At 71.4% G+C, this 12,082-nt stretch carries 9 protein-coding genes, 5 tRNA genes and 1 pseudogene; 3 read left to right on the forward strand and 12 right to left on the reverse strand.

What is annotated here, in order from left to right; translation table 11 throughout:
- From AB0C76_RS25200 to leuC, 4 genes are all read right to left on the reverse strand, one after another.
- The coding region (locus AB0C76_RS25200) for an HU family DNA-binding protein (protein WP_359969602.1) at positions 1-441 on the reverse strand (441 nt) is incomplete at its 3' end.
- 133 nt (positions 442-574) lie between these two features.
- A complete protein-coding gene (locus AB0C76_RS25205) occupies positions 575-763 on the reverse strand; it encodes a hypothetical protein (RefSeq protein ID WP_359969630.1) in 189 nt (62 codons plus the stop codon).
- A gap of 341 nt (positions 764-1,104) precedes the next feature.
- The gene (gene leuD / locus AB0C76_RS25210; protein WP_359969605.1) at positions 1,105-1,701 is read right to left on the reverse strand and encodes a 3-isopropylmalate dehydratase small subunit; all 597 of its coding nucleotides are present in this window, start codon (positions 1,699-1,701) and stop codon (positions 1,105-1,107) included.
- A 3-nt stretch (positions 1,702-1,704) separates the two neighbouring features.
- On the reverse strand, positions 1,705-3,126 hold the full coding sequence (leuC, locus tag AB0C76_RS25215; protein ID WP_359969608.1) for a 3-isopropylmalate dehydratase large subunit: 1,422 nt from the start codon (positions 3,124-3,126) through the stop codon (positions 1,705-1,707).
- A gap of 231 nt (positions 3,127-3,357) precedes the next feature.
- Here leuC and AB0C76_RS25220 point away from each other — a divergent pair, with 231 nt between their 5' ends.
- On the forward strand, positions 3,358-4,071 hold the full coding sequence (locus AB0C76_RS25220; RefSeq protein WP_030246527.1) for an IclR family transcriptional regulator: 714 nt from the start codon (positions 3,358-3,360) through the stop codon (positions 4,069-4,071).
- Between the two features lie 120 nt (positions 4,072-4,191).
- On the opposite strand, the gene AB0C76_RS25225 is transcribed toward AB0C76_RS25220, so the two are convergent.
- The 8 genes from AB0C76_RS25225 to AB0C76_RS25260 all read right to left on the reverse strand — a co-directional run bounded on the left by AB0C76_RS25225 (position 4,192) and on the right by AB0C76_RS25260 (position 7,705).
- Positions 4,192-4,266 (reverse strand) — tRNA-Gln (locus AB0C76_RS25225).
- Positions 4,267-4,310: 44 nt separating this feature from the next.
- Positions 4,311-4,386: transfer RNA gene (locus AB0C76_RS25230), tRNA-Glu, on the reverse strand.
- 26 nt (positions 4,387-4,412) lie between these two features.
- A tRNA-Glu gene (locus tag AB0C76_RS25235) sits at positions 4,413-4,485 on the reverse strand.
- A 27-nt stretch (positions 4,486-4,512) separates the two neighbouring features.
- A tRNA-Glu gene (locus AB0C76_RS25240) sits at positions 4,513-4,585 on the reverse strand.
- Between the two features lie 46 nt (positions 4,586-4,631).
- A tRNA-Gln gene (locus AB0C76_RS25245) sits at positions 4,632-4,703 on the reverse strand.
- Between the two features lie 239 nt (positions 4,704-4,942).
- Positions 4,943-6,442, reverse strand: coding sequence for a glutamate--tRNA ligase (gene gltX, locus AB0C76_RS25250; protein ID WP_359969611.1), 1,500 nt, complete (start codon positions 6,440-6,442; stop codon positions 4,943-4,945).
- On the reverse strand, positions 6,435-7,235 hold the full coding sequence (locus AB0C76_RS25255; RefSeq protein WP_359969614.1) for a fumarylacetoacetate hydrolase family protein: 801 nt from the start codon (positions 7,233-7,235) through the stop codon (positions 6,435-6,437). Before AB0C76_RS25255 ends, gltX begins: the two co-directional genes overlap by 8 nt.
- Positions 7,236-7,486: 251 nt before the next feature.
- Positions 7,487-7,705: a hypothetical protein gene (locus AB0C76_RS25260; protein ID WP_359969617.1), complete on the reverse strand. Its 219-nt coding sequence runs from the start codon at positions 7,703-7,705 to the stop codon at positions 7,487-7,489.
- Positions 7,706-8,344: 639 nt separating this feature from the next.
- Here AB0C76_RS25260 and AB0C76_RS25265 point away from each other — a divergent pair.
- Positions 8,345-11,980 carry a nitrate- and nitrite sensing domain-containing protein gene (locus AB0C76_RS25265; protein ID WP_359969618.1) on the forward strand — a complete coding sequence of 1,212 codons (3,636 nt, stop codon included), beginning with the start codon at positions 8,345-8,347 and terminating at the stop codon, positions 11,978-11,980.
- 10 nt (positions 11,981-11,990) lie between these two features.
- Positions 11,991-12,082, forward strand: a pseudogene (locus tag AB0C76_RS25270) (roadblock/LC7 domain-containing protein); the annotation flags it as partial.

A 12,082-nucleotide genomic window follows, 5' to 3' on the forward strand; every position in this document is an offset into this window, starting at 1 on the left:
GGCCGTCTTCTTGGCGGCGGCCTTCTTGGCGGCCGGCGCGGCGGCAGCGGCGGCGCGCTTGGTGGCGGCACGCTTGGCGGCCGGGGTGGCGGCGACGCCGCTCTTGCCCGGGGTGAGGGAGCCCTTGGGGGCCTTCTTCACCGAGGGGCCTTCCTTCGGCAGCTTCTTGCTGCCGCTGACCAGGTCCTTGAAGCCCTGGCCCGGACGGAAGCGGGGCACCGAGGTCTTCTTGACCTTGACCTTCTCGCCGGTCTGCGGGTTGCGGGCGAAGCGCGCGGAGCGCTCCACCTTCTCGAAGGTGCCGAAACCGGTGACCGAAACCCGGTCACCGGCCACAACGGCACGGACCATGGTGTCGAGCACTGCGTCGACGGCCTCTGCGGCAGCCTTGCGACCGCCCAGCTGCTCGGCCACCGCTTCGACAAGCTGAGCCTTGTTCACGTCTTCCCCTTCGGAAACGGGCGCCGGATGATTCCATCCGTTCTTTTCGCACGTTAGGTATGTATCTGCGGACTTTCAATTACCAAACGCGCGAATCACCCTAGTGTCGCAATGGATTTGCGCGTCGGCGACCTCAGCCGAGCGGCGGGCGCCCCTCGTCGAGGTCATGCACAAACCGACTCAACCGCCTTGCCGCCTCCGGAAGATCGCGCTTGGCGGCCTCGGTGACGATGAGGAGTTGACGGGTGAGAGCGGTCTTTGCATCCGTAGACACGTTCAGCGCATGCACACGGTCGTGAGCTTGCTTCAACCGCTCGGCCACAAGCGCGTAGAGCGCTGCGACTTCCGGGTCGTCCGGCCCCTCAGCAGGTGCGGAGGCGACGTCCGGCCGCTCGTCAATTCGGCGTTCGGATCCCCGGCCCGTGGACTCCGAAGGCGCGGGTTCGCCGCCCGCGTACGGAGGTTCATGGTGCCGGTGCATGCACTGATTGTGCCATCTACCCGCAGTTGTGCATGCGCGGGGCCCTCTCGGGCAAAGCCAAATGGGCAATCGGGGGCGACCCGGCGGCCCTAACTCGTCCTCCGGAACGCCGGATGGCCCGCCCCCCCGAGGAGGGGGCGGGCCATCCGGCGGATCGTCAGAATGCTTGTTCTGAAGGGATCTCAGGCGGCGGGCTGGGTGCGGGGCTTGAAGGCCGGGCGAGTCGCCTCGAACGCGGCGATGTCGGCCTCGTTCTGCAGCGTGATGCTGATGTCGTCCAGGCCGTTGAGCAGCCGCCAGCGGACGTTGTCGTCCAGTTCGAACGGCGCGGTGACACCCTCGGCCCGGACCTCGCGGGCCTCCAGGTCGACCGTGATCTCGGCGCCGGCGTCACTCTCGGTGAGGACCCAGAGGCGCTCCACCGTCTCCTGCGGCAGGACGACCGTCAGCAGACCGTTCTTAAGGGAATTCCCACGGAAGATGTCGGCGAAGCGCGACGAGATGACGGCGTGGAAGCCGTAGTTCTGCAGCGCCCAGACGGCGTGCTCGCGCGAGGAGCCGGTGCCGAACTCGGGACCGGCCACCAGGACGGTGGCGCCCCGGCGCTCCGGCTGGTTGAGGATGAACGACTCGTCCTTGCGCCAGGCCTCGAACAGCCCGTCCTCGAAGCCGGAGCGGGTCACCTTCTTCAGCCAGTGGGCGGGGATGATCTGGTCGGTGTCGACGTTGCTGCGGCGCAGCGGGACGGCCCGGCCGGTGTGGGTGGTGAACTTCTCCATGGCTCAGGCCTCCACGGCGATGTCGGCGGTCAGGTCGGACGGGGCGGCCAGCCGGCCCAGGACGGCGGTCGCGGCGGCGACCTGCGGGGAGACCAGGTGGGTGCGGCCGCCCTTGCCCTGCCGGCCCTCGAAGTTGCGGTTCGAGGTGGAGGCGCAGCGCTCGCCGGGGGCGAGCTGGTCGGGGTTCATGCCCAGGCACATCGAGCAGCCCGCGTGCCGCCACTCGGCGCCGGCCGCGGTGAACACCTTGTCCAGGCCCTCCTCGACGGCCTGCAGGGCGACGCGCACCGAGCCCGGCACGACGAGCATCCGTACGCCGTCGGCGATCCGGCGGCCGTCCAGCACGGCGGCGGCGGCGCGCAGGTCCTCGATGCGGCCGTTGGTGCAGGAGCCGACGAAGACGGCGTCGACCTTGACCTCGCGCAGCGGGGTGCCCGCCTCCAGACCCATGTACTTCAGGGCGTTCTCGGCGGCGGTGCGCTCCTGCGGGTCGGCGAAGTCCTCGGGGTGCGGGACGGCGGAGCCCAGCGGAGCGCCCTGGCCGGGGTTGGTGCCCCAGGTGACGAACGGGGTCAGCTCGTTCGCGTCGATGAAGATCTCGTGGTCGAACACCGCGTCCTCGTCGGTGCCCAGGGTGTTCCAGTACGCGACGGCGGCGTCCCAGTCCGCGCCCCGGGGGGCGTGCGGGCGGCCCTTGAGGTACTCGAACGTGGTCTCGTCCGGGGCGATCATGCCGGCCCGGGCGCCCGCCTCGATCGACATGTTGCAGATGGTCATCCGGGCCTCCATGGACAGGCTCCGGATCGCCGAACCGCGGTACTCCAGGACGTAGCCCTGGCCACCGCCGGTGCCGATCTTCGCGATGACGGCGAGGATCAGGTCCTTGGCGGTGACACCCTCGGGCAGCTCGCCCTCGACGGTGATCGCCATGGTGCGGAACGGCGCGAGCGGCAGCGTCTGGGTGGCCAGCACGTGTTCGACCTGGCTGGTGCCGATGCCGAAGGCCAGCGCGCCGAAGGCGCCGTGGGTGGAGGTGTGGGAGTCGCCGCAGACCACGGTCATGCCGGGCTGGGTCAGGCCGAGCTGCGGGCCGACGACGTGGACGACGCCCTGCTCGACGTCGCCCAGCGAGTGGATCCGGACGCCGAACTCGGCGGCGTTGCGGCGCAGCGTCTCCAACTGGACCTTGGAGACCGGGTCGGCGATCGGCTTGTCGATGTCCAGCGTCGGGGTGTTGTGGTCCTCGGTGGCGATCGTCAGATCGGTGCGGCGGACCGGGCGGCCGGCCAGCCGCAGGCCGTCGAAGGCCTGCGGGCTGGTGACCTCGTGGAGCAGGTGCAGGTCGATGAAGAGCAGGTCGGGCTCACCCTCCGCGCGCCGCACGACGTGGTCGTCCCAGACCTTCTCTGCGAGTGTCCGTCCCATCGGGTTCCCTCCAGCCGGCCGCGTTGCCGGCCTTCTCGGTGTCGTCGAGGTCAAAGCTGCCGCCCTCGGTGCGGAGCGCTTCGCGCGACCTGCACGCCGGATCGGTGTCCACGATGCGGACACTCTGTCGAGGCCCCATCCTGGATGTCTCCCGGGCTGCTGCATCCAGAGTGGCGCTTTTCCGGCGAGATTGAACTTGCGTCTCGCGGAATGAGACTGCAGTCTTAGGGCATGGACAACACTAGCGGCGTCGGCGTTCTCGACAAGGCCGCTCTGGTGCTCAGCGCACTGGAGTCGGGCCCCGCCACGTTGGCGGGGCTGGTCGCCGCCACCGGTCTGGCGCGCCCCACGGCCCACAGACTCGCCGTCGCACTCGAACACCACCGTCTGGTCACCAGGGACATGCAGGGGCGTTTCATCCTCGGCCCCCGTCTCTCCGAACTCTCCGCCGCGGCGGGCGAGGACCGGCTGCTCGCCACCGCGGGCCCGGTCCTGACCCACCTGCGCGACGTCACCGGCGAGAGCGCACAGCTCTACCGCCGGCAGGGCGAGATGCGGATCTGCGTAGCCGCCGCCGAGCGACTCTCCGGTCTGCGGGACACCGTCCCGGTCGGCAGCACCCTGCCGATGAAGGCCGGATCGGCCGCCCAGGTGCTGCTGGCCTGGGAGGAGCCCGAGCGGCTCCACCGCGGCCTCCAGGGCGCCCGCTTCACCGCCACCGCGCTGAGCGGCGTCCGCCGCCGCGGCTGGGCCCAGTCGATCGGCGAGCGGGAGCCGGGCGTCGCGTCCGTCTCCGCGCCCGTCCGCGGCCCCTCCAACCGCGTCGTGGCCGCCGTCTCGGTCTCCGGCCCGATCGAGCGCCTGACCCGCCACCCGGGCCGGCTGCACGCCCAGGCCATCATCGAAGCCGCGAACCGGCTCACCGAGGCCCTGCGGCGCAGCTGACACACCCCGGAAAAGCCCGGAGGGCCCCGATCGAAAGCGATCGGGGCCCTCCGGGCTTTTCCGCACGGCGCTGCGGGGACAAAACGAAAAAGACCCCGGGAAACCGGGGCCTTCCTTTTCTGGCTGGGGTACCAGGACTCGAACCTAGACTAAATGAACCAGAATCACTCGTGCTGCCAATTACACCATACCCCAACACAAAGCAAGCGCCGGTGGGCAAGCCCACCGGCTTCCTGCTCTGGTACCCCCGACCGGATTCGAACCGGCGCTACTGCCGTGAGAGGGCAGCGTGCTAGGCCGCTACACAACGGGGGCTTCCTGGCGATCCCTTGCGGGATCAGTACCCCCGACCGGATTCGAACCGGCGCTACTGCCGTGAGAGGGCAGCGTGCTAGGCCGCTACACAACGGGGGCTTTCCAGGTGATCCCTTGCGGGATCAGTACCCCCGACCGGATTCGAACCGGCGCTACTGCCGTGAGAGGGCAGCGTGCTAGGCCGCTACACAACGGGGGCTTGATCTTCACTTGTCCTGCGGTACTGCTGTTACTGCGGTACTGCGCTGGGGTACCAGGACTCGAACCTAGACTAAATGAACCAGAATCACTCGTGCTGCCAATTACACCATACCCCACCAGAGTTGAACCCTCATCGGATCCTCTCAGGCGTTGCGCCTCTCGCTCGGTCCCGGCCGGGGGGCTTTCGCTCCCTCGTCCGTTCCCTCCCGGGCGGCGCAGAAAGAACATTACCCGACGTCTGCCCTGGCTCCAAAATCGATAACCCCAGGCAGCGTCCGGGAGGCCGGCGGATGACCTCCGGGTACGCCGCGGGCCCGGCACCAGGCCGGGCCCGCGGGCGTGCTCAGCGGCCCGTTCAGGCGGCCGGCAGGGCGTCCAGGGCGGAACGCAGGCGACGCAGCGTCTCGGGCCGGCCGAGCAGCTCCATCGACTCGAACAGCGGCGGCGAGACCCGGCGGCCGGTGACGGCCACCCGCAGCGGCGTGAAGGCGAACTTGGGCTTGATGCCCAGCCCGTCGACCAGCGCCTCGCGCAGCGCGGCCTGGATCGGCTCCGGGGTGAAGTCCCCGAGCGCCTCCAGTGCCTTGATGCTGGCCTCCAGCACCGGGCGGGAGTCCGCGGTCAGCGCCTTGGCGGCGTCGTCCGGGTCGACCGCGAAGTCGGCCGGGTCGACGAAGAGGAAGCCGGCCATGTTGACGATCTCGCTCAGCACGACCATCCGCTCCTGGGTGAGCGGCGCCACCTTGGCGAGCAGGTCCAGCTGCTCGGCGGTGGGCTCGGCCGGCAGCAGGCCGGGGGCCTGCAGGTACGGCACCAGGCGGCGGACGAAGTCCTCCGGGGCCAGCTTGCGGACGTGCTCGGCGTTGATCGCCTCGCACTTCTTCAGGTCGAAGCGGGCCGGGTTGGAGTTGACCTTCGCGATGTCGAAGGCCGCGATCAGCTCGTCCGTGTCGAAGATGTCGCGGTCGTCGGCGAGCGACCAGCCCAGCAGGGACAGGTAGTTGAGCAGGCCCTCGCGGATGAAGCCGCGCTCGCGGTACAGGTTGAGCGAGGCCTGCGGGTCGCGCTTGGAGAGCTTCTTGTTGCCCTCGCCCATCACGTACGGCAGGTGGCCGAAGCGCGGGGTGGCACCGGTGCCCACGCCGATCTCGGCGAGCGCCTCGTACAGCGCGATCTGGCGCGGGGTGGAGGACAGCAGGTCCTCGCCGCGCAGCACGTGGGTGATGCCCATGAGGGCGTCGTCGACCGGGTTCACCAGGGTGTACAGCGGGGCGCCGTTGGCCCGGACGATGCCGTAGTCCGGCACGTTCTCCGGCTCGAAGCTGAGCGTGCCGCGGACCAGGTCGTCGAACGCGATGGTCTTGTCGGGCATCCGGAAGCGCAGGATCGGCTCGCGCTTCTCCAGCTTGTAGACGGCGACCTGGTCGTCCGTCAGGTTCCGGCAGTGGCCGTCGTAGCCGGAGGGCTTGCCGGCCGCACGGGCGGCCTCGCGGCGGGCGTCCAGTTCCTCGGTGCTGCAGTAGCAGTGGTAGGCGTGGCCGGCCTCGTGCAGGCGGCGGGCGACGTCCGCGTAGATGTCCATCCGCTGCGACTGGCGGTACGGCGCGTGCGGACCGCCGACCTCCGGGCCCTCGTCCCAGTCGAAGCCGAGCCAGCGCATCGCGTCGAGCAGCTGCTCGTACGACTCCTCGGAGTCGCGGGCCGCGTCGGTGTCCTCGATCCGGAAGACCAGCGTGCCGCCGTTGTGGCGGGCGTAGGCCCAGTTGAAGAGGGCGGTGCGGACCAGGCCCACGTGGGGGTTGCCGGTCGGGGAGGGACAGAAGCGAACCCGGACGGCCGGGTCAGTGTTAGCCACGCTTGATCACCTTGTTGGTGAGAGTGCCGATGCCTTCGATGGAGACGGCGACCTCGTCGCCGACGTTGACGGGGCCCACCCCAGCGGGTGTGCCGGTGAGGATGACGTCGCCGGGCAGCAGCGTCATGGCCTCGGAGATGTGGACGATCAGCTCGGCCACCGAGCGGACCATCTGGGAGGTGCGCCCGCTCTGGCGGAGCTCGCCGTTGACCGTGCAGGTGATCGCGAGGTCGCCCGGGTCCACGTCGGTCTCGATCCAGGGGCCGAGCGGGCAGGCGGTGTCGAAGCCCTTGGCCCGGGCCCACTGGCCCTCGCGCTGCTGGACGTCGCGGGCGGTCACGTCGTTGGCGCAGGTGTAGCCGAGGATCACCTCGGGCACCCGCTCCAGCGGGACCTCGCGGCACATCCGGCCGATCACCACGGCGAGTTCGGCCTCGTGGTGGACGTCCGAGGAGAACGGCGGGTAGGCGATGCTCTCGGTCGGGCCGATCACCGAGGTGGACGGCTTGAAGAAGGTGAGCGGGACGTCGGGGACGCCGCCGCCCATCTCCGCCGCGTGGGCCGCGTAGTTGCGGCCGACCGCCACGATCTTGTTGGGGAGCATCGGACTGAGCAGCCGGACGTCCTGGAAGCGGTAGCTCTCGCCGGTGGGTTGCGGCTGGCCGAACGGGTGGCCGGCCAGGGCGTGGACGACCAGCGACTCCGGGCGGGCCGGGTCCCCCTCCACGACGCCGAAGGAGACGCTGCCGGCGGCAGGGCTCCCTTCCCGGACGGAAAACCTCGCAATGCGCACGGCTGGGCTACCCCTCGCTTCGTCGGCCGCCCGGGGCGCCCCCGGGCGCTGCTGGGCGCCCCGCCCGGCGTGGGCGCGGCCCCGTCAATCGTCGACCAGGCTATCGCGTGGGCCCTCCCCCGGCCGCTTTGGCCCTGTTCGGCGCGGGCGCCGTCCCGGCGCGGTCGGCCCGGCGGTCCCGGCACGCGAACGCGAAGGGCGCCGCGGCCGGTTCGACGGCTGCGGCGCCCTTGGCGCGGCGCGGGGCGGGATCAGTCCTGCGGGACGACCACCGGCGCGACCATCAGCTGGGTGCGGCGCGGGTTCGCGGTGTTGCCGGGCAGGTCGGTCGCGTAGGTGACGGCGTCCTCGGGCTTGCGGGCGCCGGGGATCTTGCTGAAGTCCTCGACCGAGGCCAGCGTGGTCCGGCGCGGGTTCGCCGTGGAGCGGCAGGACAGCGTGGACTTGGTGGCCTTCTTCGCCTGGGGCATCGAGTCAGCACCTCGTGTTCGCGGCCGGGCGCGCCACGACGGGGGCGGCACGGCCTGAGTGAGTCCGATTGATTCGGAGGGATTCTGGGCAGGCTGATCGGGGCCGTGCTCCGGATGCAGCCAGATTACGAGATCTCATTCCACAGGGACCGTGACCAAAGCTACACATTCGCCTGTGATTTTGCTCACAAATAGGTCCGCAAATCTCCGATATCCGACATTTCGCCGGAACGGGATTTCCCGACAAAACACCGATATCGGGCATTCCGGCAGGTCTGCGACTCTTGTCGATCTAGGGTCCCGTTGGCATGTATCGGACGAGTGTCCGAAAAAGGCGGTATTCCGGTCCGGTTACCGCACAGTCCGTGAAACCGCGCACGCGGTCGGTAGCCGTAACCGATGGTTCCCGGCGGCCCTTGTTGGGATTCCCTCGCTGTGCTGGAATGCCACGGACCGTGGGTAGGGAGCAGTCCACCCCGGTGCCCGCTCTCCCGGACCGGCCGGGGTGCGGATGGAAACTCGACACCGTCCAGGCCGTGGCGACGCGGCGGGACGCCCGGTCCAGAGGTTGCGACGCCAGTGCAGGGACGTTTCAAGAGGGGTAGCGGCGCCGCGGGGAACCCGGAGTCGCGCGAGCCTGTGGCAGCCCCCCAGCAGGCGGCGGCCCCCGGTGGCCCGGCCGAACCGCCGACGCCCGAGGGCATCGGCCACCCGGAACAGGACAACCAGGACCGGAAGTCCGCCCGCGACAAGCTCCGCACATCCCTCACCAGGCGCCGCGCCACCGGTCTGAGTCGGCTCGCGATGCGCAACTGGCGGATCCGGACCCGACTGATCGCGCTGCTCGCGCTGCCCGTCCTGGTCTCGCTGGTCCTCGGTGGCCTGCGCATCCAGACCTCGATGCAGGCATCGCAGCAGCTCGCCCAGATGGCCAACCTGTCCGACCTGGCCAAGAAGGCGACCAACCTCGCCGACGCGCTGCAGACCGAGCGCGACATCAGCGCCGGCCCGATCACCAACCGGCCGAACGACCCGCTGGACGACGACATCGTCTCCGCGCGCAAGACCACCGACGACCTGAGCCGGACCTTCACCGCCTCCTCCGACAAGTTCGAGAACCTCGAACTCTCCGGCGGCAAGGCGCTGCTGTTCCAGATCCGCAAGGACCTCAACTCGATCTCGGACGCGCGCAACACGCCGTACCAGAACAACCAGAACATCCAGTCGACGATCACCGCGTACGACGTGATCATCCGCGACCTGCTGTCCATCACCCAGGACATCGCACTCGCGTCCAACAACAAGGACCTGGTCGTCGCGACCCGCGCGCTCCAGCAGTTCTCGCTGGCCAAGGACGCGACCTCGCAGCAGCGCGCCCTGATCAGCGCGGCGCTCGCCAACCCCAAGGCCCCCGACCTCAGCCTGAGCGACGAGTCCTTCGGTATCCGCCTGCGCACGACGTACGACAACGCGCTCACGACGTTCAACAACATCTACACCGCGCACGACCTGGACAACCTGCGCGGCCAGCTGAGCTACAACAACGTCGTCGCCGACGCCGACCGCTACTCGCGCTCGATCCTCCAGCAGAGCGGTATCCACCAGACCGACCCGGTCAGCTACAAGGACTGGTACGAGAAGGCCACCGCCAAGATCAAGGCCGAGCAGCGGATCGAGTCCAAGCTGCTGGAGAACCTGGACGGAAAGGCCCAGGACCTCCAGTCCCAGGCCGACACCGACGCCCTGATCATCGCCGGCGCCGTCGCCCTCGTGCTGCTCGTCGCCCTCGGTGGCGCCGGTCTGATCGCCCGCTCGATGGTGCGCTCGCTGACCCGCCTGCAGGCCGCGGCCGAGGACGTCGCCGAGCGGCGGCTGCCCGAGCTGGTCAAGACGCTCTCCGAGAGCGACCCGCACGACGTCGACGTCACCGTCGAACCCGTCGCCGTCGACTCCACGGACGAGATCGGCCACGTGGCCCACGCGTTCGACATGGTGCACAGCGAGGCCGTGCGCCTCGCCGCCGAGCAGGCCCTCCTCCGCGGCAACATCAACGCGATGTTCACCAACCTCTCGCGCCGCAGCCAGGGCCTCATCCAGCGCCAGCTGTCGCTCATCTCCGAGCTGGAGAGCCGCGAGGCGGACCCGGACCAGCTCGCCAACCTCTTCAAGCTCGACCACCTCGCGACCCGCATGCGCCGCAACGGCGAGAACCTCCTCGTCCTCGCGGGCGAGGACCCGGGCCGCCGCTGGACCCGCCCCGTTCCGCTGGTCGACGTGCTCCGCGCCGCCGCGTCCGAGGTGGAGCAGTACGAACGCATCGAACTCGCCGCGGTGCCGTCGGCCGAGGTCGCCGGCCGCGTCGTCAACGACCTCGTCCACCTGCTCGCCGAGCTGCTGGAGAACGCCACCTCGTTCTCCAGCCCGCAGACCCGCGTCCGGGTCACCGGCCACGCGCTGCCCGACGGCCGCGTGCTGGTCGAGATCCACGACACCGGCATCGGCCTGAGCCCCGACGACCTCGCCGAGATCAACGAGCGCCTCGCCAACCCGCCGACGGTGGACGTCTCCGTCTCCCGCCGCATGGGCCTCTTCGTGGTCGGCCGCCTGTCCCTGCGACACGGCATCCGCATCCAGCTGCGCCCCAGCGACTCCGGCGGCACCACCGCGCTCGTCATGCTCCCGGTGGACGTCACCAACTCCGCCGACCGCCGCGGCTCCGGCCGCCCCGGTCCGGCGCAGGCCAAGCAGCAGCGCGGGGTCGCCCCGACGCCGCGCCAGCAGCGCCAGATGCCGGCCGGCCAGGGCGGTCCCGCCGCGCTCGGCCAGGGCCCGGCCGGCGGTGCCCCGCAGGGCCGCCCGCAGCTCGGCCAGGGCGGTCCGGCCGCCCCGGCGGCGCCGGGTGCCCCGACCGCTCCCGGTGCGCCCGGCGGGCGGGCCGGCGGCCTGCCGACCCGTCAGGTCGGCAAGGCGCTCCGCGAGAACCCGGTCGTCCCGCCGGCCCAGCCGGGCCAGCAGCCCCAGCAGGCTCAGCAGCCGCAGCAGTCGGCCCAGGGCGGCCTGCCGCAGCGCGGCCCCGGCCGCCAGGGCCCGCCGCAGGGCGGCCCCGGCCTGCCCCGCCGCGGCCAGCAGCCCGGTGGCCCCGGCCAGCCCGGCGGACCGCAGGGTGCGCCCGGCCGCCCCGGCCAGGAGCGCCCGCGCCCCGGCGGTGACCCGAACGGCGGTCCCCGGACCGGCGAGCAGCCGCAGCACGGCCGCCCGGGTGCCCCCGGTGCGCCGGGTGCACCGCGCCAGGGCACCCGCCCGGGCAACCGTCCGCAGGAGGGCCTGCCGCAGCGCCGTCAGCCGGGCCGCCCCGGCCCGCAGGGTCCGCAGGGCCCCGGCGGCCAGGGTCCGCAGGGTCCGCAGGGCCCGCGCCGCCCGCAGCGCCCCGGTCCGGACGCGCCGCAGCGCGACCGCCAGCCGCAGCTCCCGCAGCAGCAGGCCCCGCAGGCCCAACTGCCGCCGGCCGAACCGGCCCCGGTCGAGAGCACCCAGCAGTTCGCCCGCCCGCGCTTCGAGGCCAGCCAGATCGACCCGCGCGACCCGCTGGGCCTCGGCCTGGTCGAGCCGGTGCTGCCGAACGTGCCGAACCCGGCGCGCCCGGAGCCGGTCCGCCAGGAGCAGGCCCGTCCGGAGCCCCTCCGCCAGGAGCCGATGGCGCTGCCGACCGGCTCGACCGAGGGCGGCGCCGAGCAGCAGCCGTGGGCCGCGCAGGAGGCCCGGCCGCGGCCGTACCAGCCGCGCCGCCCCGGCACGTCGGCGCCGGAGGTCCGGCAGGAGCCCCAGGGCGGTCCGCCCCGGCAGCAGGCCCCCCAGGGGCAGCACGGCCAGCAGGCCGCGCCGCAGCAGCAGGTCCCCCAGGGCCAGCCGCAGCCCGGTGAGGGCGACGCCCCGTGGCGTCCGTCGGCCAACGACGAGCGCTGGCGCCGCGCGGAGCAGATCCGGGAGCCCTCGACCAGCGGCGTCACGATGTCCGGTCTCCCGCGGCGGACCCCGCAGGCCAACCTGGTCTCCGGCACCGCCGAGGCCTCCCCGCTGACCGGTCCCCAGGTCTCCCGGGCCCCCGAGGAGGTGCGCGGCCGGCTGACCAACCTCCGCCGCGGCATCCAGCAGGGCCGCCGGGTGGGCGCGGAGCAGGCCACCCAGACCGGTTTCCAGCATGGTGCCCAGCAGCCCGGGTTCGATAGTTTCGGGGGCCGGAGCGACGGCAACGGCGCAGATCACCAGGAGCGTTGAGTTGAACCAGATGAGCCAGGCCGCACAGAACCTGAACTGGCTGATCACCAATTTCGTGGACAACACCCCCGGGGTGTCCCACACCGTGGTGGTCTCCGCGGA

This window comes from Kitasatospora sp. NPDC048722 (assembly GCF_040650235.1).
Classification (GTDB): Bacteria; Actinomycetota; Actinomycetes; order Streptomycetales; family Streptomycetaceae; genus Kitasatospora.